20 protein-coding genes are annotated in these 21,931 nt (G+C 52.5%); 9 read left to right on the plus strand and 11 right to left on the minus strand.

The window, feature by feature from the left end; translation table 11 throughout:
- The 8 genes from JWF83_RS11820 to JWF83_RS11855 all read right to left on the minus strand — a co-directional run.
- Positions 1–773, minus strand: a 773-nt coding sequence (locus JWF83_RS11820; protein WP_413647923.1) for a DDE-type integrase/transposase/recombinase, incomplete at its 3' end; no start/stop codon positions are given.
- A gap of 271 nt (positions 774–1,044) precedes the next feature.
- The gene (locus JWF83_RS11825; RefSeq protein WP_413650414.1) at positions 1,045–1,920 is read right to left on the minus strand and encodes an NAD(P)-dependent oxidoreductase; all 876 of its coding nucleotides are present in this window, start codon (positions 1,918–1,920) and stop codon (positions 1,045–1,047) included.
- A gap of 27 nt (positions 1,921–1,947) precedes the next feature.
- Positions 1,948–2,790: a glycosyltransferase family 8 protein gene (locus tag JWF83_RS11830; RefSeq protein ID WP_413650415.1), complete on the minus strand. Its 843-nt coding sequence runs from the start codon at positions 2,788–2,790 to the stop codon at positions 1,948–1,950.
- 24 nt (positions 2,791–2,814) lie between these two features.
- Positions 2,815–4,197: a D-arabinono-1,4-lactone oxidase gene (locus JWF83_RS11835; RefSeq protein WP_413650416.1), complete on the minus strand. Its 1,383-nt coding sequence runs from the start codon at positions 4,195–4,197 to the stop codon at positions 2,815–2,817.
- A gap of 289 nt (positions 4,198–4,486) precedes the next feature.
- Entirely contained in the window at positions 4,487–5,341 is an 855-nt protein-coding gene (locus JWF83_RS11840) for a PRD domain-containing protein (protein WP_413650417.1), read from the minus strand.
- A 28-nt stretch (positions 5,342–5,369) separates the two neighbouring features.
- On the minus strand, positions 5,370–6,833 hold the full coding sequence (locus tag JWF83_RS11845; protein ID WP_413650471.1) for a glycoside hydrolase family 1 protein: 1,464 nt from the start codon (positions 6,831–6,833) through the stop codon (positions 5,370–5,372).
- Complete coding sequence (locus tag JWF83_RS11850) at positions 6,833–8,665, minus strand: beta-glucoside-specific PTS transporter subunit IIABC (RefSeq protein WP_413650418.1); 1,833 nt, start codon at positions 8,663–8,665, stop codon at positions 6,833–6,835. The genes JWF83_RS11845 and JWF83_RS11850 overlap by 1 nt, the downstream gene beginning before the upstream one ends.
- 198 nt (positions 8,666–8,863) lie before the next feature.
- The gene (locus tag JWF83_RS11855) at positions 8,864–9,499 is read right to left on the minus strand and encodes a TetR family transcriptional regulator (protein ID WP_413650419.1); all 636 of its coding nucleotides are present in this window, start codon (positions 9,497–9,499) and stop codon (positions 8,864–8,866) included.
- A gap of 429 nt (positions 9,500–9,928) precedes the next feature.
- Between JWF83_RS11855 and JWF83_RS11860 the strand changes: the two genes are divergently transcribed.
- From JWF83_RS11860 to JWF83_RS11900, 9 genes are all read left to right on the plus strand, one after another.
- Entirely contained in the window at positions 9,929–10,798 is an 870-nt protein-coding gene (locus tag JWF83_RS11860) for a transporter substrate-binding domain-containing protein (RefSeq protein ID WP_413650420.1), read from the plus strand.
- A gap of 169 nt (positions 10,799–10,967) precedes the next feature.
- Positions 10,968–11,666, plus strand: a complete 699-nt coding sequence (locus tag JWF83_RS11865; RefSeq protein ID WP_413650421.1) for an amino acid ABC transporter permease — start codon at positions 10,968–10,970, stop codon at positions 11,664–11,666.
- 1 nt (position 11,667) lies between these two features.
- Entirely contained in the window at positions 11,668–12,369 is a 702-nt protein-coding gene (locus JWF83_RS11870) for an amino acid ABC transporter permease (protein WP_413650422.1), read from the plus strand.
- Between the two features lie 9 nt (positions 12,370–12,378).
- Positions 12,379–13,104: an amino acid ABC transporter ATP-binding protein gene (locus tag JWF83_RS11875; protein ID WP_413650423.1), complete on the plus strand. Its 726-nt coding sequence runs from the start codon at positions 12,379–12,381 to the stop codon at positions 13,102–13,104.
- 13 nt (positions 13,105–13,117) lie between these two features.
- Positions 13,118–14,320 carry a pyridoxal phosphate-dependent aminotransferase gene (locus JWF83_RS11880; RefSeq protein WP_413650424.1) on the plus strand — a complete coding sequence of 401 codons (1,203 nt, stop codon included), beginning with the start codon at positions 13,118–13,120 and terminating at the stop codon, positions 14,318–14,320.
- 98 nt (positions 14,321–14,418) lie between these two features.
- Positions 14,419–15,639 carry an MFS transporter gene (locus JWF83_RS11885; RefSeq protein ID WP_413650425.1) on the plus strand — a complete coding sequence of 407 codons (1,221 nt, stop codon included), beginning with the start codon at positions 14,419–14,421 and terminating at the stop codon, positions 15,637–15,639.
- A gap of 11 nt (positions 15,640–15,650) precedes the next feature.
- Positions 15,651–16,592 carry an NAD(P)-dependent oxidoreductase gene (locus tag JWF83_RS11890; RefSeq protein WP_413650426.1) on the plus strand — a complete coding sequence of 314 codons (942 nt, stop codon included), beginning with the start codon at positions 15,651–15,653 and terminating at the stop codon, positions 16,590–16,592.
- 57 nt (positions 16,593–16,649) lie between these two features.
- Positions 16,650–17,375 (plus strand): IclR family transcriptional regulator, encoded by a 726-nt coding sequence (locus JWF83_RS11895; protein WP_413650427.1) that lies wholly within the window; start codon positions 16,650–16,652, stop codon positions 17,373–17,375.
- Positions 17,376–18,059: 684 nt separating this feature from the next.
- Positions 18,060–18,962, plus strand: coding sequence for a LysR family transcriptional regulator (locus JWF83_RS11900; protein WP_413650428.1), 903 nt, complete (start codon positions 18,060–18,062; stop codon positions 18,960–18,962).
- 45 nt (positions 18,963–19,007) lie between these two features.
- Here JWF83_RS11900 and aroD read toward each other — a convergent pair whose 3' ends face one another.
- From aroD to JWF83_RS11915, 3 genes are read right to left on the minus strand one after another with little or no spacing between them, the layout of a single operon-like run.
- Positions 19,008–19,766: a type I 3-dehydroquinate dehydratase gene (aroD, locus tag JWF83_RS11905; RefSeq protein ID WP_413650429.1), complete on the minus strand. Its 759-nt coding sequence runs from the start codon at positions 19,764–19,766 to the stop codon at positions 19,008–19,010.
- Positions 19,767–19,789: 23 nt separating this feature from the next.
- Positions 19,790–21,010: an MFS transporter gene (locus JWF83_RS11910; protein WP_413650430.1), complete on the minus strand. Its 1,221-nt coding sequence runs from the start codon at positions 21,008–21,010 to the stop codon at positions 19,790–19,792.
- A gap of 13 nt (positions 21,011–21,023) precedes the next feature.
- Positions 21,024–21,887 carry a shikimate dehydrogenase gene (locus JWF83_RS11915; RefSeq protein WP_413650431.1) on the minus strand — a complete coding sequence of 288 codons (864 nt, stop codon included), beginning with the start codon at positions 21,885–21,887 and terminating at the stop codon, positions 21,024–21,026.
- Between the last annotated feature and the right edge of the window lie 44 nt (positions 21,888–21,931).

The following is a 21,931-nucleotide window of genomic DNA, read 5'->3' on the forward strand; positions in this document are numbered from 1 at the left end:
TTCAGCGAACGGTGCATCCGCTCATGCCGTCCGTTCTGCTCCGGGTGACCTTTCCTGATGCGCTCCGGCAGGATACCCAGCTTTATCAGCCACACGCTGAGCTGGCTCAGTCCGGCGATGCCTGAACCGGCGAAAGGCGCCCCGTTATCCGTACGCAGTACTTCCGGCAGCCCGCACTCCCTGAAGACCTTTTCCAGACAGGCGCGAACGAACACCGTACTTTCCGCCTGGCCAGCCTCGCATGCCAGCAGGTAGCGGCTGTGGTTGTCGGTCAGGGTAAAGGGACGGCAGTAGCTGCGGTCCAGTAGCCGGAAGCGGCCCTTGAAGTCAGCGCTCCAGACCTGATTAACGTGACGGATATCGGTCAGCTTCTGCACGTTGCCCGGTGTGCGTCTGCGCTTTTTACGGTCAGGTATTAAGCCTTCGCGTTTGAGGAGGTCACCGACAGTGCTGCCGGCCGGGACATCAAAGTTTACGTTGTGGTTCAGGAGCCACTGACGGATTTTACTGGCCCCCCAGTCCTGATGAGTGAGCCTGAGGTCGATGAGCTGCCGGGCGACATCGGGTGGGATGCGGTGCGGCTGCGTAAGACGTGCACGGGAACGGTCAGCCAGAGACAGGGGGTCATCGTGCTGAAAACGGTTAAGCCACTTGTATCCGGTTTTACGGCTGATGCCGAACTGGCGGCAAAGGGAAGCAAAAGAATGAGTGCCTGCATGGCAGGCACGGATGAATTCGAGGCGTTGCATGATAACAGTCTCAGTCCAGGGCATAGTGAGTCTCCTCCGCTATGCCAGTTATAACTGTTACCCATGTGCCCGGTCTAAAGTGTTACCCATGTGACCGGTTTGTACCTAAATCCCGCCCCTACGATTGGGAGGCCTTTAATGGTTCGGATGCCCACGGGCGGAATAAATCCCGCCCGTACAGATTGGGGGCCTTTAATGGTCTCGTTGCTGATGGTTTTTACCTTCGTGGCCTGACGAACGAAACGCCTGTGACATTGATGTTAACCGAAGGGTATCACCGCCCTTGTATCCGTGATTATTTCAGGCCGCTACGGCGCGCGGCGACTTTCGCCAGTGCCGCCCAGTCCAGATCCCCCTCATGATGCGCCAGCGCATCGACGCTGTTGTCGCGGATCACGCTGGCAAATGGCATCGGTACGTTTTTCGCCTCGGCGGCCTGTTGTGCCAGACGAATATCTTTCAGGCCTAAACGCAGTTTAAACCCTGCCGGAGAGTAGCGCTCTTTGGCGATCAACTCGCCATAACCTTTATACGCCGGGGCATTAAATAGCGTGCTGGTCAGCATGGTAAGAAAGTCAGCGGCGGGAATGCCATGGGCGCGCACCAGCGCGGAGGCTTCCGCCATCGCTTCAATAGCGCTGCCCAGCATAAAATTTGCCGCCAGTTTTGCCGTTATCGCCTGTGTCGCCTCATGGCCAAAATACCAGGTCTGCTGGCCGAGGATATCGAAAATCGGCTGTACGCGGGCAATCAGGCTTCTCTCTCCGGCAGTGAGGATATTCAGCTTGCCGGCCGCTGCAACATCATTACGCCCTAATACCGGCGCGGCAAGATAACTGACACCGTTTACCGCGGCGTGTGCCTGCATTTGACAGGTGAAATCGACGGAGACCGTGGCCATATTAATCCAGATGCCGCCATCGCCCAGTGACTCCAGCGCCCCGTGTTCGACAATAATCTGCCGGGTGACGGCATCATCCGCCAGCATACTGATCAACACGTCACACTGCGCCGCTTCGGCCGGTGATTCACATCGGGTGGCGCCGAGTTTCTCCAGCGCCTCGGCCGGCGCGGCAGAACGATTCCAGACGCTAAGCTGGCCATGGGCCCGCTGCAGGTTCTCTGCCATCGGCTGGCCCATCGAACCAAGTCCGATAAATCCAATACGCATCACTGTTTCCTTTTTGGTTTACCACACTTAACCGGCTTTCTCTGGCTGACTGGCTAGCTGTAACCACAGGGCGTCAAGTGAGTAGTAAGGGTCAGATTCCGCCTCAGACTTCTGCCAGTCGCGGTTCCACGGCTTGGCGAGGATATAATGGATATTCTTTGCCTGCGCGCTATGCCATGTTGCGGGATGCTGGACTGACAGCGTCTTTAACGCATTATAGATCCAGGGAAGGACTTTCCAGCGCCGATTAAAATGCTCATTAAGCAAATCCTGCTCAGAGAACGGGTAACGCGAGAGATCGTCAATCGCGGCGATACGCTGTTCCAGCTGGCGGAATATCTCCGCGTCCGGCGTCAGTACCAGAAAACCGGCATTAAAATAAGCATCCAGCTGCTCTGGCGCCGCCCGCTGACGATCCTGCCAGCTGTAGAAGCAGTTTTCCGGCACCCAGCTTTTTGGGTAGGTGGCAATGCGGTTTGGATTACAACGGCAGGCATGGCAGGCGGCAATACCATTTTCCGGCAGTTCGACGCTCATCAGCTCATCCATATTTTGCACCACCAGCATATCGGCATCGAGAAATACCAGCCGCTGATAGTCAGTTAATTGCCAGGCGCGGAGTTTGGTCCAGACTTCGGCGAACTGGGCCGAGGCATAATGCCGGGCCAGTTCAGGGTGGGGACTGAGTGGCGATACGGCAATGACCTCGCAGCCCCCGGCTTTTAACTGCGCGCAGGTTGCCGGGGCAATATTTTCGGTCACCATCACCAGTAGTGGATAGCGGGTTTTACTTTGGCGTAATGACTTATGGAGTGCCTGTACACCGGCCAGATAGTCGGGTTGAGTCAGTAGTGTAATCCATGCCTGCATAATGCATCCCCCTGGTCAGATTAATCAGTCAAAAAGTTGTGAAAGATAGTCGTTGCTGAATTTTCCCGTCGGATCGAGTTGCTGCCGCACGGCACGAAACGCATCCCACTGCGGATAGCACTCACGCCAGTGATACAGATGCTGATGATAATATTTTCCCCAGTGTGGGCGTCCGCCTTCGGCCGCCAGCAATTTTTCCACTTCACTGAGAAAATGTGTGCCTTCTGTCGACAGGGTGCCGTCATCCGCGTAATACACCACAAAGCCAAAGAAGCAGGTAGCCTGCTGCGCGGCCGGGCTAAGCCAGGCGGAAGAGGGGCCAGTGCAGCGCAAAATAATGGGATAATGCATATGCGGATGATTCTGTGCATACCAGCGTTTGATTTTAGCGATCACGTCGGCGGCGCGCGCCAGTGGAATGCCGATTTCGACATTGATTTGCGGGACCGCGATGCCGCGACAAAACACCTGATAGATATCGCCGGTGACATCGGAGAAATCTTTAAAGCGGGTGACGGTTTTAAACTGCCTGCCGCCTTCGCCACGAATCTGCGTGTCGTGATGCATATGCTCCAGCGTTTGCTCAATGGTATCGTTAAGTGAGCTATTGCTGTCCGGCTGTTTCACCAGTTCGCCGAGATTCAGTTGATATTTCTGCTGCTCTTCAGCGCTGGCTTCCCGCGCGCACCAGACATGCATTTGCTCGTCATCGACAAACCACCAGGCTTTACTGAGCGCAAAGTCGTTATTCCAGTGATAAATATCGCTTTCCAGTGTGCTGGCGCTGACAGCATTTTTAAAGCAGGTATAGATGCGCGCAGGCACGGTATGTAACGTTACCGCCGTGACTACCCCGAGGCAACCTAACGCCACCTGTACGGCGCCAAACCACGGATGCTGACGATCAAATTCTGTTATCGTCCCGTCGGCCAGCACCATACGAATCGCTATTGCCTCATCCGCCAGTGAGCTCTGTTGCAAACCCTGACCATGAGTACCGGTCGCCATTGCTCCGGCAAGGGTCTGAATGGCGATCACGCCCGGTGAAGAGGCCAGCATCCGCCCCATCCGGGTCAGCGTCTGATACACTTCATTTAGCGGCGTTGCCGCGGCAAAGGTGACGCTGCTCTCCGTGGTTGACAGCAGGCCGGAGAGCCGGCTGAGATCCAGCAGCAGGTCGTCATTATCGTCAGCTTTTAGCATCCGGCCAGCGGCAAGGCGACTGCCAAGTACGCGGATTTTGCCCGGATGACTGGCAATCAGCGATTGCAGCTCGGCTTCACTGGCCGGGCGGCGCAACCTGCTACGCTCACCCAACCGCGCGTTCTGCGCCCAGTTCCAGATACTGCTGTCACTGTCGACCGATTGAGGGTTTCTTAACGGGAAGTATTCGTTGTCTTGTTTCACTACGGCTTGCCTTTTAACTGGTCTGTGAACTGCCCGCAACGAGCATTCCTGAGACGGTGATGGTAAAATCCACCGCTTTGTAAAGCGTAGACTATGGCACATGCTTCCCCGCGAATGATGAACCTGCGGGGAGATGCCAAAGGTGTCAAACCAGGGGGCAGTGACGCGATAATTGATAGCCAAATCTGGCTGGAGAGGTGCCGGGCACATCGTCGCCGGGGCGTGCTATTCGCGGCATGATAGCCACACCCTGCCACCGCCGGAGAAATGCCGCCGGTGGGGGAGGATTTTAGTCGTGACTGTTCTCAGTATCATGGCTGTCGGCAAGGCGACTGATATGAATGGTTAGCCAGGTGAGTTCATCTTTTGGCAGGGTAAGCTGATATTTTTCCTGAATATAGTCCCTGATCGCCCAGGAAACCGACATCGCCAGCGGATAGAATTTCAGCAGTTCCTGGTAAAAATCGTCGCTGTCGCGGGCCACAATTTTCTGGCTGGTTACCCTTTCGGCAAAATAGCGCAAATGGGTAATAAAGCGGCTGTAGTTAATCGAGTTAATATCGATATTCTTATTGAGCTTGTAGCGTACAATTTCGGCGATACGGTTGACCAGTTGCACCTGCTGATGGGCGTCGCTGCTCTCCATATCTCCGCAGGCATTAATCAAATGAAAGGCGATATTTACCGCCTCATCCTCCGGTAACGTCACGGCAAAGCGTGCGCAGGTCATCTCTTTTGCCTGTACCCCCAGCTGGTATTCCCGCTGGTAGTAGCGCCTGATCTCCCAGCTTAATTTATTGGCAAAGTTCTGGCCGTTTTTACTGCGTTCAACGGCGTAGAACAGGTGCTCTGCCAGGGTAAAAAACAGCACCGAGTTCAGTTGCTCAACGTACTGGCGTTGCGCCAGGGTAATAATGTCATGGGTTAGGTCAAAAAAAGCCGCAGGGATGGTATCTGTCAGTGAAAGAAAGTGTCGCGACTTTAACTTGTCCAGCGGAATAAACACCTGTTCCACATCGGCAACGTCTACCAGGGTACCCGGTTTGGTGCCAAAGCCAATCCCTTTGCCGAACAGAATCATCTGCTGCTGATCATGGTCCACCAGTAGCATGCTGTTATTCAGCGATTTATTCACTTTAATCACGTTTGTTCCCTGCGGCTGCTGTTAACGATCAGGCAAGGTCGCTGCCATTGCTGGCGATGACCTTTTGATACCAGTAAAACGAATCTTTTCTCAGGCGGTTAAGCGTACCATTGCCTTCATCATCCTGATCGACATAGATAAAACCATAGCGTTTCGACATTTGTGAGGTACCGGCGCTGATCAGATCAATCGCCCCCCAACTGGTAAAGCCCATCAGCTCGACCCCTTCATAAATCGCCGCCCGCATCTGCTCGAAATGTGAGCGGAAGTAGTCAATCCGGTAGCCGTCGTGGATTTTACCCGCCACCACGGTATCTTTTGCGCCAAGACCGTTCTCGACAATAAACAGCGGCTTCTGATAACGATCGTACAGCTCCAGCAGAGAGATTTTCAGCCCCACCGGGTCAATTTGCCATCCCCATTCGGAAGCTGGCAGGTACGGGTTTTTCACCCCGAGAATGGTGTTTCCCGCAGTACGTTCCATATCGCTTTGGGTGGATTCGGTCAGCGACATATAGTAACTGAATGAGACGAAGTCTACGGTATGCTGGCGCAGGATCTCCAGGTCGTCTGGCTGCATCTCAATCTGAATGCCGCGTAACTGAAGATCGCGTTTGATCAGCGGCGGATAGCTACCGAACACCTGCACATCGGCGTAGAAATAGTTTTCCAGATTTTTCTTCAGCGTCGCCTCGACATCTGACGGATGACAGGTACGCGGGTAAGTTGTCAGCTTAGTCAGCATACAGCCAACCTGGCTATCAGGAATAATATGATGACAGTCGCGGGTAGCCAGCGCCGAAGCGACAAACTGATGATGCAGACCCTGATAAACGTCCTCTACCTCTTTCCCCGGCGCACTTTTTTCATGACGAATACCGGCGGTGGTAAAAGGGTGGCGATGGATGCTGTCGATTTCATTAAAGGTAAGCCAGTAACGCACCAGATCCTTGTAGCGTTCAAAGCAGACTTTGCTATAACGGACAAAGGCATCAACCACATTGCGATGCACCCAGCCGTTATATTTTTCACTCAGCACCAGCGGCATTTCATAATGCGATAGCGTCACCAGTGGCTCAATCTTCTGTTTCCGCATCTCACGGAACAGATCCTCATAAAACTGCAGTCCGGCTTCATTCGGTTGGGCATCTTCACCAGTGGGGAAGATGCGTGACCAGGCAATTGAGACGCGCAGCACTTTACAGCCCATTTCGCCAAACAGCGCCAGATCTTCTTTATAGCGATGATAGAAATCGATGCCACGGCGCTTCGGATAGCGCGCATCATTTTTACCCTTCAGCGCATCGGCAATATTTTCATCCGTCAGCGCCATATGACCGTCATAGTTAGTCAGATCCAAATTGGGTTTCCAGGTAATCGCATCCGCGACCGATGGTCCTTTCCCGTCCAGATTCCATGCGCCTTCAGCCTGATTGGCGGCGATAGCGCCACCCCACAGAAAGCCATGCGGAAACGCGGTGTTGTTATCCATCATACAGACTCCTTTAAGGTCATAATGTAGCTATGATTGTTGATATTAATGTCAGGTGTTTCGGACTGCAGACTAAAGCGCTCACCGTTGGTGATGATCATCATCACAACCGGGTCATAGCCCGCGGCAATAATCGCATCAAGGTCAAACTCAACCAGCAGATCGCCCGTTTTTACCGGTTGATCGGCGCTGACCAGGGGGTGAAAGCCCTGGCCGTTCAGTTTGATGGTATCGATCCCGATGTGGAAAATAAGCTCAACGCCGCTGTCGGTCAGCATGCTGACCGCGTGGCCGGTTTCAAACACGTTGCTGATGGTGCCGTCTGCCGGCGCATAGAGCGCGCCTTTCAACGGGCGGATGGCGATACCGTCACCCATAATGCGGCGTGAAAAGACTTCATCATTCACCTGTTCCAGCGGAATGACCTGACCTTCCACCGGACTGTTAAAGCGGAACTGATTACCGACCGCCGGCAGTTCGCCGCTGGCGAGGGGCTGTGCTTCATGCCAGAACAGCAGGGTGGCGAGAAAGGAGACGACAAACGCCAGCCCGGCGCCGGCGAAAGCGTAAATGATGTTCCATTTATTCTCCGGCGAAACAAACATTGAAATACTGGCCAGGCCTGGCCCTACCAGCACATAGGCTTCCACCGCCATCCAGCCGATAAATGCGCCGCCGACCATACTGCCGGCAATCACGCTATACAGTGCCTTTTTATTGAGTAAGGTAATGCCGTACAGCGCGGGTTCGGTAATACCGCACAGCGCAGAGATACCGGCAGAGATGGCCGTCGATTTTACTACCTTGTCTTTGCTCTTCAGAGCAATAGCCAGACAGGTTCCCGCTTCGGCAATATTGTGCGCCAGTGAGGCGGGCAGATATAACAGTTCGCGACCAAATTGCCCCATCGATGACACCACATATGGGATCATCGGTTTATGCATGCCGGAAGCCACCATAAACGGCAATACGCCAGCCAGCAGGGCGGTTGCGACAAAACCTAATTTGCTGTACAGCCAGAGGATCACCGTCGCCAGACCCGATCCCACTTCATAACCTAAGGGGCCGAGGAACAGCAGGGTGATCGGCACGGTTACCAGCAAAGAGAGCATTGGCGAAAGGAAAATACGCAGTGCGCCGGGAGTGAAGCGGTTAAACAGCTTTTCAGTTTGCGCGTAGAAAATCACGCACATAATCGCCGGGAATACCTGCGAGGCGTAGGCGACATTCTGCAGATCGAGTGAGAGAAACTGCGCGCCTTCAGCCAGTTGTTTCGCCATCGCCGGTAAGACCATCACCGATACCGCAGAGACCGCGACCAGAATATTAACTTTTAATTTTGTCGCGGTGGTAATCGCCACCAGAATCGGCAAAAAATAGAGCGGTGCCGAACCGATATTATCCAGCACTTTATAGGTGGAACTACTGCGACTTAACCAGCCGACTAAATCGAGCAAGAGCAGCAGGGATTTCAGTACGCCGCCACCGGCAATCGCCGGCACCAGTGGCTGAAACACGCTAATAATAAAATCAATCACCAGGGCGACGCGCGAGGCCGGGGCGGCGGCGGGCCGGTTCCCTGACTGGCGTTCCTGCGCCAGCGCTCTGACCGCCTCGTATACCTCAACCACTTCGCTGCCAATAATCACCTGGCACTGGGCGTTAATTCTGACGCCCAACACCCCCGGCACTTTTTCCAGTGCCGATTGATCAACCCGCTGATTATCATGGAGACTCAAACGCAGTCGGGTAGAACAGTGTTCAATATGGTCGATATTGTTAACGCCGCCCACCAGGTCAACAATATCCTGGGCCGTTTTAATGTAATTCATATTACGACTCTCCTGTCCCCAAAAAAAAAGACCTGAAGCCCTCCTTTGTTTAAAGGATCGCTTCAGGTCTTGCCTGGATTACCAGTTACACGCCTGTGACTACTTGTATATTTTGCTGGCTATAAAAGTCAAAGGGATTAGTGGCTGTCAGATGATAACTGTGAGCGGGGCAGCATAAATGCCGGTCGCGCCAGTGAGTTACTGGCGACGGATATAACGTAGCGTCGCGGTGACGGCTAACCGACGGTTACGTGCGGCGCTCTGGTCTTCATTGCTATCGCGATTAAACAGGGTACTGAAGGTGTAGCGATTCGAGACATGATGGACGCAAATGCTGCTGATCAGACGGTGTACATCAATGGTTTCCACCTCATCGCTGAACAGGCCGGCAGCGCGTCCGCGCGTCAGAATATCATCAAGCACATCCAGCGCACTTTTATTCAGTGCCTGAATCCGCGCCGACTGGCTGATATAGCGGCCGCGCAGCAGATTCTCACTGCATACCAGGCGGATAAAGTCGGCATGGGTGGCGTGATAATTAAAGCTCTCTTCAACCAGTTTAATCATCGCTTCCTGTGGGGGCAGCGCCGAGAGATTCAGCCCGGTTTCATGCTGGCGAATCTGCTGATACACCAGTTCCAGCACCGTGATATAGAGGTTTTCTTTATTGCCAAAGTGGTAGACCACCATGCGTTTGGTGGTGTCGGCATGTTCCGCAATCTGTTCGAGGCGCGCACCCTGCATGCCAAACTCCGCGAAGGCCTTCAGTGCTCCGGCGATAATGCGTTTTTTCAGTCCTTCAGGATCGTTCTTTCTTTTGGCAACAACAGACATAAGCTAATGGCGTCCGGATATCAATAAAGCAGGGAGATAAGAGTAACTTTCCTGCCCGTTGTACACAACCCGTTGCCGTGGTGCAGAACCGATAGCCATTTTCTGCCGGTGCCGACTTTCCCCATGATGGAACATTGTTCCCTGAAACGGTGCAGTAAAATTTTCCGCCAGCGCTTTTTCTCCCCGCCATCTGCGCTATTCAGGTCAGGCAGACTGGCTTATAACATTTTGTTTGAGATTTATATTTAACTGAATATAAAGGGTTTTCCCTATCCATTCTGCTGAGTCCCGGAAGATGGCATTGTTTGTGCATTAATAAAATCATAATGCCATTATGAAAATGCACATGCGTTTGACTGGGTGTTAACGAAGTTGTCCGCACTGACAGGAACGACTTTCTCACTTGTTTTGAAACCAGGAGGATTACCAGTGGCCAGAAATGTAACAATCCCTGCCCGGCAACGAAAACTCGTCAGCGCCCTTATGCTGGCTGGTTCATTGCTGGGACTGCTTGCTGTAAATGGAGCTGCATCAGCCAATCAACTGGCGGATATTAAAGCGCGGGGTGAGATGGTGTGCGGCACGCTTTCCACCACCGAACCTCTGGGTTTTACCGATGCGAAAACCCGTAAGATTGTCGGATTTGACGTGGATGTCTGTCAGGGGCTGGCAGATCAGCTGGGCGTCAAAATGGTACAGAAGAACCTGTCGGTAGAAGCCCGTATTCCTGAACTACAGATTGGTCGGGTCGATATTCTTTCAGCGGCGATGGGCTATACCAAAGAACGCGAAAAGCAGATCGATTTTTCCTCTTCGCATTTCCAGGTACCGTTAAAAGTGCTGGTGCCGGTGGCGGCAGGTTATAAAACTCTCGCCGATCTCGATGGTAAACGTGTGGGGATGACTTCCGGATCCACTTCTGAATACTGGCTACGTAAATCTTTCCCGGCCATTGGCGTAGTGACCTACCATGATTCCCCATCAGGTTTCCTCGCGCTTGAGCAACGTAAAATCAGCGGACAGGCTTTTGCTCAGACTTCAGGTATGCGTTATCTGCAGGCCGGTAAAGGAAAGTATGCCTTTATCGATCAGGCGATTAGCTGGGAGCCAAATGCATTGGGGATCAGAAAGAATGAGCCTGAGTTTCTCGCTGCGGTAAATAGTGCACTGGAAAAAATGGAGCAGGATGGTCAGCTGGATGCCATCTGGAATAAATGGTTGGGTGCGGATACGGTATATAAAATTAAACGTGAGCATAAACTGGAACCGATAGAACAAGTCAGAAACAGCGTCCAGTAATCCATGTCAGCATATACGCCGCACTGGCAGCGGTTGCGGCGTTATTTTATCTGTAATCGCAGATTGATCTATTAATCTGTCAGTGAGTTTTTATTTATCTGCGCTGTGCAATAAAAACGCGATGGCATGACGGTGTTTTCGCTATACCTGCTTCAGGGAGTCGAGTCTGATGATAAATTTTGACCCTATTACCTTACTGCAAGGGCAGTATTTGCAGTGGATTATTACGGGGCTGGAAACCACATTGACCCTGTTCTTTATTTGCCTGATTTCTGGTTTTATTTTGGCTCTACTGCTGGCATCAATGCGTATTTGTGGCATTGCCCCGTTGCGCTGGTTTGTTGTGGTTTACGTGGAATATCATCGCAATGTTCCGGCACTGGTTCAGCTGCTGCTCTGGTATTTCGGTCTGTCAGCGGTGCTGCCATATGCTCTGTCAGAATGGGTAAATCAGCATGGCAGCGAATTCTTTTTTGCTTATATCGCCCTGACGCTGAACACCGCCGCGTTTATGTCCGAAGATCTGCGCAGTGGGCTACGTTCAATTGCCAGTGGACAGATGGAGGCTTGTCGCGCACTTGGCCTGACCTTCTCTCAGGCGATGCGTGATGTGATCCTGCCGCAGTCGATTCGCGTGTCGATTCCGCCATTGCTGGGGCAGTCGCTGGCCTTGTATAAGTCCACCAGTCTGGCGATGGCCATTAGTGTGGCCGAACTCACTTACGCTGCGAAACAAATTGAGAATGAGACATTCAGGACTTTCGAGGCTTTCGCTATTGTCTCGGCGATCTATCTGACGGGTTCGCTGCTGATTGTCAGCATCGGGTCTGCTTATGACCGTTTTATTTTCCGCGCCGGGAGCCGATAAGATGAGCGATATGTTAGACATTATTATCAGCTATCGTGATCTGATTCTGATAGGCAATTATCCGGATGGTCCGTTAGGGGGGCTGGTTTTAACTCTGTTTATCGCCGCTGCCGGCCTGCTTTGCGCCTTCCCGCTGGCGATATTTATTGGTATTGCGCGCACCAGTAAATTTAAAATTATTTACCTGCCGGTCACTTTTTTTACCAGTGTGATTCGTGGTCTGCCCGTGCTGATGTTAGTATTCTGGTCCTATTTTGCCGTGCCATTAATCTCCGGGCACTCAATTTCCGGCGTCAAAACGTTGATTGTGGCTTTGATTATTTATGAGATGGCATTTCTCGGCGAAATTGTCCGGGCCGGGATTATTTCGGTTCCGCGCGGACAGATTGAAGCGGCCCGCACGCTGGGGATTAGTTATTCTCGCACTATGCTGGAAATTATTCTGCCGCAGGCGTTATTTACCATGATCCCCAGCATCCTTAATCAGTTTATTAATCTGATTAAAAACACCTCGCTGGGTTATGTGATCGGTGTTGCCGAATTAACTTACTCGGCTTATCAGATTAATACCCTGGAACTGACCAAACCGCTGCAGGTGTTTGGGGTGTTGGCAATTATCTATTTCATCGTCTGTTTTTCATTGACGCAACTGGTCGGGAAACTGGAACAGGTTATTCAACGCAAGCGTCAGATTAAGCTGTAGGGAGCTGAGATGTTAAAACTTGAAAATGTCGAAAAATGGTATGGCCCGCATAAAGTCCTGAATGGCGTCAGTGAACAGGTGGCAAAAGGTGAAGTGGTAGTGGTCTGCGGCCCCTCGGGATCGGGCAAATCAACCTTAATCCGTACTATCAATCGTCTGGAAGAGATCCAGAACGGCAGAATCCTGGTCAACGGTGTGGACAGCCGTGACGATAGCGTCGATTTGAATCAGTTTCGCAGCAATATCGGTTTTGTTTTCCAGCAGTTCAATCTGTTTCCCAATCTGACGGTATTACAAAACGTTACCCTTGCCCAGCGGCGGGTAAGAAAGAGCAGTAAGGCCGAAGCCGATGAAGTCTCCACTGCGTTGCTGGAGAAGGTTGGTCTTGCCGCGAAATTGCAGGCTTATCCACATCAGCTATCTGGGGGACAGCAGCAGCGAGTGGCGATTGCCCGTGCGCTGGCAATGAAGCCGCCGGTCATGCTGTTTGATGAACCAACCAGCGCTCTCGATCCGGAAATGGTAGGCGAAGTATTACAGGTGATGAAGCAGCTCGGCAAAGAGGGTATGACCATGGTGTGTGTGACCCATGAGATGGGATTTGCCCGCGAGGTTGCCGACCGCGTCATCTTTATGGATCGGGGCGAAATTATTGAACGTGCCAAACCAGAACTTTTTTTCCACCAACCACAACATCCCCGTGCGCAAAAATTTGTTGCCGATATTCGTCACTGACAGGACTCCGGACATGAACATTCTTTCTCAAACCCTCGATCGTATTAAACCTTCTGCCAGTAATGCAGCCAGCCAGCTTGCGCGTGAGATGAAAGCGCAGGGCAGGGATGTGATTGCACTGAGCTCGGGCGAACCTGATTTTGATACCCCACAGCATATTAAGCAGGCGGCACTGCAGGCGATGAACAATGGCGAGACGAAATATCCGCCGATTGCCGGTATCCCGGCATTGCGTGAAGCGGTGGTGAATAAATTCCGCGTGGATAATCAGCTGGAGTACAGCAGTAAACAGATTATCGTCTCAAACGGCGCTAAGCAGATTATCTCTAATGCCCTGATGGCGACCATGAATCCGGGCGACGAGGTGATCATCCCGGCGCCTTATTGGGTCTCCTACCCGGAAATGGTGGCGCTGTGCGGCGGGACTCCGGTCATTGTTTCGGCCAGTGCGCAGCACGGCTTCAAGCTGACTGCCGATATTCTCGAACAGGCAATTACGCCAAAAACGAAATGGCTGCTGTTTAATTCGCCATCTAATCCTTCCGGTGCCGTCTACAGCCAACATGAGCTGCGTGCGCTGGCTGATGTATTACTACGTCACCCACATGTCTGGGTGATGGCGGATGATATTTACGAAAAACTGGTCTATGACGATAGCCAGTTTTATACCTTCCCGCAGATTGAGCCGGCGTTGCTTGAACGTTCGCTGATCATTAATGGCGTGTCGAAAGCCTATGCCATGACCGGCTGGCGTGTCGGCTATGGTGCCGGACCCGCGCCGTTGATTAAAGCGATGGAGACCATTCAAGGGCAGACCACCTCTGGTGTTTCCTCGATTTCACAATGGGCGGCGGTTGCTGCGCTGACCGGACCGCAGGCGTTTCTGGAGGAGTGGCGCGCCAGCTTTGTCGCCCGGCGTAATTACGTTGTTGCCGCGCTTAATGCGGCGCCAGGACTCGATTGTCAGGTGCCGCAGGGGGCGTTTTATGTCTATCCGTCATGCGCCGGCACCCTGAATAAAACGACCCCGGAAGGGCGCGTGATCAGCAGCGATAAAGACTTTACCGAAGCGTTGCTGGCCAGTGAGGGGGTGGCGCTGGTGCATGGCGATGCGTTCGGACTGGCGCCTAACTTCCGCCTCTCGTATGCCGCTTCCATGGCGCAACTGGAAGAGGCCTGTGCGCGTATTCAGCGCTTCTGTCGCAGCCTGAAGTAATTTTTTGCCTGGCTCGGCAGCGTTCGCTGGTGGAGCCTTATTTTTGCGCCCTCTTTTTACCGGTAGCGGTTTTAACCCGACGCCCTCAAGGATGTAGCATGATTCTGGCTGGTACTTTTCCTGTCTTTAAAGAGCGGATGACACGCAGGTATTTGATGGGACAGGCGGCATCGATTCTGGGTTTATGGACCCAAAACGTCACCCTGAATTTATTGCTGTGGCAAATGAGTCATTCGCCGTGGTTACTTGGCGTACTGAATTTTCTGCTCTATTGCCCGGCATTAATCGTTCCGTTGCTGTTTGGCAGTCGGCTGACGCCTGCCACGGTAAAAAGCATCATGATGAAAATTCTCTGCCTGTCGATGACCATCAGCAGCTTACTGCTTGCCAGCGTGATAGTAGGTTTTATTTCACCACTCTTTATCCTGCTGATTGCGGCCGTAGCCGGCTGCATCTCTTCCATGGAACTGCCGACGCGCCACCTGCTGCTGACCAGCAGCCTGCAGGATAAATCGCTGATGTATAACGCAGTCGCCATGAATACCATGGTGTTTAATATTGGACGTATGTTTGGTCCGGCGATGGCGGCGTGGGGTTTTAATCATTACGGCGCGGCGGCGGGATTTGTTATCTCAATCTGCGGTCTAACCACCATGTTCTTTGCCGTGCGCAGTATGCGGGTGGTGGAAAGCGAAACTCATGCGCGCCGTGCTGGCGGCATGCGTAATGCGCTGCGTTATGCAAAAAACGATGACTTTGCCATGCGCTTTTTGCCGATGCTGGCGTTTATGGGGATTTTTGCCGGCTCTTATCAGTCGCTGATCCCGGTACTGGCAGCGCAAAGTTTCCATGATACGGCGCGTTTTACCGGCTGGTTTTTTAGCAGCGCCGGTGTCGGCTCGCTGTTTGCGGCACTGTTGATCTCGGCACGCATCTCCCATCAGCGGTTGGTGCAGTGGTTACAGTTTGCGCCATGGTCAGCGGTATTGGCCCTCGGCGGCATCTCGGTATCAACCCAGCCGTTACTCACATGCTGCTGTTTTCTCTGGCTCGGCCTGTCACTGACTTTTTTCTCTACCATGATCAACTCCACCCTGCAACATCACAGCCCGCCTGAGTTACGCGGTGGCGTAGTGGGGCTGTATGGCATGTCATTTCAGGGCACCATGCCGATTGGTAACTTGCTGGTCGGAATGCTGGCTTCGGTCGGCACTATTATGCTGACCTTTCAGCTGATGGCCGCGATGCTGGCTGTTTTGCTCGCCGGGCTCTGGGCTTTGCTGAAATGGAAACACCACAATCCGGCGACAACAGAATGAATGAGACTATCATGAACAAAAACGTATTAATGGCACGCATGTTACCCGCCGGACTGGTGGAAAAATTAGCCATGCATTGCAATCTGTTGGGGCCACTTCGCGTGCTGGACGGTAGTGAACTCCCCGCCGGTGCAGAAACGGCGGAAGTCCTGTTAACCATGAGCAGCATTGTGACCGGGCGGGGGTTAATTGATGCGCTGCCCAATTTAAAACTGGTGATCTGTTATGGTTCCGGCGTGGAGTTTATTGACGGCGACTATTTAAAGCAGAAGGGTATTACCCTGACCAATGCGGCAGGCTCCAACGCGGCAAGCGTGGCCGAGTTTGCGATGGGGCAGATCCTTGCCAGCTGTCGCCATATCCTCACCAGCGATCGTTTTCTGCGCACCGGTGCGTGGCAAGGCAATAGCGTCGAGCGTTATCCGCTGGTGGCTGGTTTGCAGGGCAGAAGGCTTGGCATCTACGGCCTGGGCGAAATTGGCGCGCAAATTGCCCGGCTGGCGCAGGCATTTCATATGTCGGTGGGCTACCACAGCCGTACGCGTAAGCCGGGTGACTACCTCTATCTGGAGAGTCTCGAACAGTTAGCGGAATGGGCCGATGTGCTGGTAGTGGCCGCGCGCGGTACGCCGCAAAACTACCATGTGATCGATGCCGGCGTGTTGCGTTTACTGGGCGCCGACGGTCATCTGATAAATATCGCCCGCGGGATGCTGGTCGATGAAAATGCGCTCTGTAATGCGCTGGAGTCCGGCCAGCTGGCCGGCGCGGCACTGGATGTTTACGAATTTGAGCCGGAAGTTTCTGCCCGCCTGCTGGCGGTAAAAAATGCGATTCTCACCCCCCATGTTGCCGCGAATACCTATTTGGCGCAGCAGGCGCAGCAACAACGGATGCTGGATAATGTTATTCGCTACTTTGCCGGTAGTCCGTTGATTGGCAGGGCATGGTAATTTTTGTACATTACTGCCTATCCGTAACGGGAATTTTGGCTTATTGAATGGGAAGTTATGTCGAGACAAAAGAGTACTGATGTCGATCGTTCCGTCAAAGCAGTGAAGCGAACGCTGGCGATCCTCGATGCTTTTATTCCTCATCCGGGCGGTATTTCGCTCGGTGAACTGGAAGCAGCCACCGGGTTGTTTAAAAGTGTAATCCTGCGCTATATGCTGACGCTGGAAGCTGAACGCTATGTGTTTAAACGCGCAGATGGCAGCTATGAACTGGGTTCGCGTGCTTACCAGCTGGGCTGCGTCTACGAACGCACTTTTGATCTACACCAGCATGTGAAGCCGGTTCTGGAAAAACTGACGGCGGCGACACAGGAAAGCAGTACCTTTTATGTGCGCGACGGGGATTTTCGCATGTGCCTGCTGCGAAAAGACTCGCCGCAACATATTAAATCCAGTGTGCCTGTCGGCACCCTGCTGGCAATGGATGATACCTCCGCCGCCAGCGTGTTGCGCCATTTCGAACAGGGAATGCCGCAGCGCTGGCGCTACCAGCAAGGGCTGTTTACCTCAACCGGGGCAGGGCTAAACCGGCTGGAGACGAACAGCCTGCTGACGGCTTCTATTTCAGTACCGGTATTCAAACATGATAATCAACTGGCAGGCGCCCTGAGTATTTCCGGGCCAACCAGTCGTTTTGACCCGGAAGATGTCGCCAGTCAGCAATTACTGCTACAAGCAGCGCAAGAGCTCTCGTATGTTCTCGGGGCCGCTACCCGCGAATAAACCCGTTTGCACTATCGCACCAGAAAGGCATGATTTATTTGCGCATGCCTGCCTGCGATCGCCAGTTATACCGATTTATGGATAGCTAATAGCTGTAAATCCTTTGTCATTAATGACTATTTCGCTCATTTTCTTTGCAGAAGCCCCGGCGGTTAGTGAAAATGGGTCAGCAATGAATGTGCAAAAATAGAGCAGCGTATTTAAACCCTCAGCAGCGGGAAGTTATCCGCCGCTTATCCGCGAGCTGGCTGTGGCGCAAAGCCCTCTGGCCCCTGGATTACCGTTGATTCCCTCCGGGAAACCTCACCGGCAATACTGACGCTACTAAGGCAGGTATTAGGTGAACTGGTCAGTGAGCCGACGTTCACGGCAGGTAGCGCCGCGTGTATATCTGTGGGTTTAGCGCCATCGCCCGCCAGGATTATGATGCTATTCTGGCATGGCAGCGCGAGGCAGCCGCGCGCGGGGTGTGGCTTCTCTGTCAATATGATGCAGTAAGTTGTCGAACGGTTACTCCCTCTTGCCATCATCTTCCATGATGCGCATCAAGTTCATTTATCTCTTCCCCCTTTAAAATAACCCTGACTTAAATTAATCCCCGGCTGCACTATTCACGTTCATAAATTAATTATATTGTCAGGGATGGCTTGTTTTTAACCTGGAACCTCACCGTGAGTCACCGTTATGAATCTGAAACAACTTTATTACTTTAAACGGCTGGCAGAAAAAGAGCATTATACCGCCGCTGCAACCAGCCTGTTTATCACTCAACCCTCACTCAGCCATGCCATCGCCGAACTGGAAAAAGAGTTAGGGGTAATGTTATTTGCCAAACAGGGAAGAAACGTACGCATTACCGAGTACGGGAAACAGTTTTTGCCTTATGTGGAAAAGGCGATCAGTGAGCTGGAAAATGGCCGCGAAGAATTGAAAAGAATGAGCGGCGACACACTGGATAATATCAACCTGGCATTTATCTACACCATGGGGGAACGGGTCGTGCCGCAGCTGATTGAAGGCTTTACTCAGCAACCAGGCCGGCAGAATGCGGTGTTTAGCTTCTCTCAGGGGGCCACGCAGTCGATTGTACAGGAACTGAAAGCCGATAAGTTTGATCTGGCTATTTGTTCAAACTTAGTGGATGAAACTGAAATAGAGTTTACGCCGATAATCAGTCAGGAACTGGTATTAGTTACGTCACGTAATCATCCCCTGGCACTGCGTGGTGAGCAGAGTATTGAGCTGGCGGATGCGATGGATTATCCGTTTATCTTTTTTTCCGAGAAAAGTGGCCTGCGTCCGTTTATTGATAAAATATTTAGCCAGAAAAATCTGACGCCGAAAGTGGTCTGTTATGTCGAAGAAGATACGGCGATGGTCGGACTGGTCAGTATTAATTATGGTATTGCGATTATGCCACGGATTACTACTCTCGATTATTCTAATGTTCAGGTAATGAATATTACCAACCCTGGCGAAACACGCTATGTGTATCTGGCGATGCGTAAAGGACGGGTATTGTCAGCTACCGCACAGGCATTTAAACAATTTGTTATTCAACACTGCAATACGCTGGCGCTGAAATAAAAAAAGCCGGTAAACAGATTATCCTGTTTACCGGCTGTGGTTTTATTACTTCGCCAGTACGTTCAACATCTCACGCAGAGAAGCCACCGCGATCTGACCTGGCGCTGAAGCCTGACGCGCGGCGCCAAAAGTCATCGCAGAGCCAAACACTTCGCCGGCCAGACGACTGATTACCCCGGTTTTACCCATCGACATGGTGATCAGCGGGCGGGTAGCATGCTGTTGTTTCATGGTGATAGTGGCATCCAGCAGCACCAGCACATCCTGTGGCGACTGTGGCATGACCGCGATCTTCGGCAGATCGGCCCCCAGCTCCTGCATCCTGCACAGCCGCGCGATAATTTCCGCTTTTTCCGGGGTTTTATGGAAATCATGATTACTCATAATGACCTTCACTCCGGCTTCATGGGCCTGCGCAATCAGGGTGCGGATACGTGATTCATCGTTGAATAGCTCAACATCAATCAGATCTACCAGGCCACTGCGCGCGATAGTGCTATTAAGATTAAAATAGGCATCGTCGCTCAGGGCGTATTCGCCACCCTCTTTTTTACTGCGGAAGGTAAACAGCAGCGGCACTTGCGGCAGAATGGCGCGGATCTGTTGCAGCGCGGCTTTCACCTGCGCCACATCTTCTACCGCTTCATAATGGTCGACCCGCCACTCAATCAGATCAGCCTGTAGTTCCGCCAGCTGGCGGGCATCTTCGCTGATAGCCGCCAGCGTGCGCCCAACCAGCGGTACGCAGATCAGCGGTTTGCCGGCGCCGAAGGTAAGATTTTTAACGCTCAGAGTATGGGACATAATATTCTCTCTTCTGGCAGGCATCAGGCCTGAACACGGTTAACTTTTGCTGCATAGTGGCTGGCGCTCAACTGGCGATAGCCAATAAACAGAGCCAGTGCGAAACCTGCTGCGGCAATCCCGACGTCAAACCACATAATGCTGGCAATGCTGGTTTGTGACAGTTTGGCGGTGATCAGCGGAATGGTAAAGGTAGCCAGGCTGCCAGCGCTATAGAAGATACCGGTAGCCTTACCTTTAGCATTCGGGAAGCTCATTGCCATAATGGTCAGCCCCAGTTGCATTACACCACCCGCAGCCGAGAAGCCAATCACAAAGGCAAACACCATTACCGCCATCGGCGTCGGATGCAGACAGACGCTTAGCAGGGCTGCCAGTGAGATAAAGGTATACAGCATCAGCAGCGTGACCGAGCTGACGGCTTTTTTCACCAGGGCCGCAGTGACAAACACGCAGGTGAGGGAGCCGACGGTATAGATGCTCAGCAGTTTAATCGCCGATGCGTAGGGCATTCCGGCGACAAACTGACCGTACTGCGCCAGCCACTGACTGACCAGGTAAAAGGTCGCCATTGAAATATAGCCATACAGAGTAAAGCAGGCGATATCCAGCAGGGAACTTTTATGCTCTTCATGCGGCTTGCTGACCTGTTGCACTGGGGTGTTAACTGTTTTCGCCAGCGCCCGATGATCCGGGAACGGACGTTTAATCAGGTACAGCGCATTCAGCACCATAATCGCGGCGGCGATAATAAACGACCAGCCAAACCAGATATCTGCCAGTACCACTGCGCTGATAATAAATGGCAGCAGAAACTGACCGGCGGAAACAAACGCCTTAATCAGAATATTGGCGGTACTGGCTGAGTTTGGAAACGACTCCATCAACGCCGGATAGGTACCGGAGTCAAGGAAGCTGTTCGCCATCCCGGCGAGGAAGCCGAAAGCAAAGGCAGTGGTAATACTCTGTGAGCTGATAATGCCGAAAAAGAAGCCGAGGTAGCACAGCATACCAAGATAGATAAATGGCTTGCGGCCAAATTTATCCGACAGCATTCCCGAGATAAACAGCACAATCAGTCGGCCAAAACCCAGTGAAGAGATCACCACGGAGACGCCAGCAGCATTGGTCTGCCACTGCTGTTCCAGGTGAGACATATTGAGAGTCATTAACAGCACCCCCATGCCATGCACCAGGTAATTCAGGTACAACCCTACGGCAGTAGGAAAGTAAGTGTTTTTCATAGGTAGCCTTCACTCAAAACAGGATGTTTTTGATGTAATCGACCGGCATTTCTTTACCTGTCCAGATTTCGAAGGCTTTGGCTCCCTGCCACAGCATCATGCCCAGGCCATTGATAGTGCGACAACCTTTTTTCTCAGCAATTTCCAGCAGACGGGTTTTCTGTGGTTTATACACCACATCCGACACGATCAGGTCAGGGCGCAGGAAGCTATCATCCGGCAGCAATGTCTGACCTTCAAATGGTTTCATGCCCATACCGGTAGCATTGGTGAAAATCATACTGTCATTCATTTCGGCACGCAGTTTTTGCGTGTCGGCAATATCATACAGATTGACGACGCAGTTGGTGTTATCGCGGATTTTCCCGAGGGTGGCGTTGGCGTTGTCCCAGAAGGCGTCACGCTGGTTGAAAATGGAAATCTCGCGCACGCCGTCTAGTGCCGCCTGCACGCAGATGGCGGTGGCAGCCCCACCGGCGCCGCACAGGGTCATTTTCTCGCCGATGATATTGATCTTCTCTTCCGCCAGCGCACGCATATAGCCGGTACCGTCGGTGATATGGCCGGTGAGCACGCCATTATCATTTACCACGGTGTTGACGGCGCCAACCAGTTTTGCTGCCGGAGAGAGCTGATCGAGGTACTGACAGACGGTGGATTTATTCGGCATTGAGACGTTGAAGCCACGCAGACTGAGGGCGCGAAAGCCTTCAATCACGTCTTTCAGCTCTTTATTACCGACATCAAACGCCAGATACACATAATCCAGTCCGAGATAAGCAAACGCCTCGTTATGCATGGTGGGTGATAAGCTGTGACGGATTGGAGTGGCGATCAGACCAATCAGTTCGGTGTGGCCGGTGATACGTTCTGCCATGATGCTATCCTCTATAATGTTAAAAAATTCATTACCGCCTCGCG

This window comes from Pantoea sp. B65, assembly GCF_047308185.1.
In the GTDB taxonomy this organism is placed as follows: Bacteria; Pseudomonadota; Gammaproteobacteria; order Enterobacterales; family Enterobacteriaceae; genus Erwinia.

What these genes read in the sequence shown, in the direction of transcription:
- JWF83_RS11825 (WP_413650414.1), bottom strand. Translation starts at nt 1,920, where the DNA reads ATGCGTATTGGATTTATCGGACTTGGTTCGATGGGCCAGCCGATGGCA.
- JWF83_RS11830 (WP_413650415.1), bottom strand. Translation starts at nt 2,790, where the DNA reads ATGCAGGCATGGATTACACTACTGACTCAACCCGACTATCTGGCCGGT.
- JWF83_RS11845 (WP_413650471.1), bottom strand. Translation starts at nt 6,833, where the DNA reads ATGGATAACAACACCGCGTTTCCGCATGGCTTTCTGTGGGGTGGCGCT.
- JWF83_RS11850 (WP_413650418.1), bottom strand. Translation starts at nt 8,665, where the DNA reads ATGAATTACATTAAAACGGCCCAGGATATTGTTGACCTGGTGGGCGGC.
- JWF83_RS11855 (WP_413650419.1), bottom strand. Translation starts at nt 9,499, where the DNA reads ATGTCTGTTGTTGCCAAAAGAAAGAACGATCCTGAAGGACTGAAAAAA.
- JWF83_RS11865 (WP_413650421.1), top strand. Translation starts at nt 10,968, where the DNA reads ATGATAAATTTTGACCCTATTACCTTACTGCAAGGGCAGTATTTGCAG.
- JWF83_RS11870 (WP_413650422.1), top strand. Translation starts at nt 11,668, where the DNA reads ATGAGCGATATGTTAGACATTATTATCAGCTATCGTGATCTGATTCTG.
- JWF83_RS11875 (WP_413650423.1), top strand. Translation starts at nt 12,379, where the DNA reads ATGTTAAAACTTGAAAATGTCGAAAAATGGTATGGCCCGCATAAAGTC.
- JWF83_RS11880 (WP_413650424.1), top strand. Translation starts at nt 13,118, where the DNA reads ATGAACATTCTTTCTCAAACCCTCGATCGTATTAAACCTTCTGCCAGT.
- JWF83_RS11885 (WP_413650425.1), top strand. Translation starts at nt 14,419, where the DNA reads ATGATTCTGGCTGGTACTTTTCCTGTCTTTAAAGAGCGGATGACACGC.
- JWF83_RS11890 (WP_413650426.1), top strand. Translation starts at nt 15,651, where the DNA reads ATGAACAAAAACGTATTAATGGCACGCATGTTACCCGCCGGACTGGTG.
- JWF83_RS11895 (WP_413650427.1), top strand. Translation starts at nt 16,650, where the DNA reads ATGTCGAGACAAAAGAGTACTGATGTCGATCGTTCCGTCAAAGCAGTG.
- JWF83_RS11900 (WP_413650428.1), top strand. Translation starts at nt 18,060, where the DNA reads ATGAATCTGAAACAACTTTATTACTTTAAACGGCTGGCAGAAAAAGAG.
- aroD (WP_413650429.1), bottom strand. Translation starts at nt 19,766, where the DNA reads ATGTCCCATACTCTGAGCGTTAAAAATCTTACCTTCGGCGCCGGCAAA.
- JWF83_RS11910 (WP_413650430.1), bottom strand. Translation starts at nt 21,010, where the DNA reads ATGAAAAACACTTACTTTCCTACTGCCGTAGGGTTGTACCTGAATTAC.
- JWF83_RS11915 (WP_413650431.1), bottom strand. Translation starts at nt 21,887, where the DNA reads ATGGCAGAACGTATCACCGGCCACACCGAACTGATTGGTCTGATCGCC.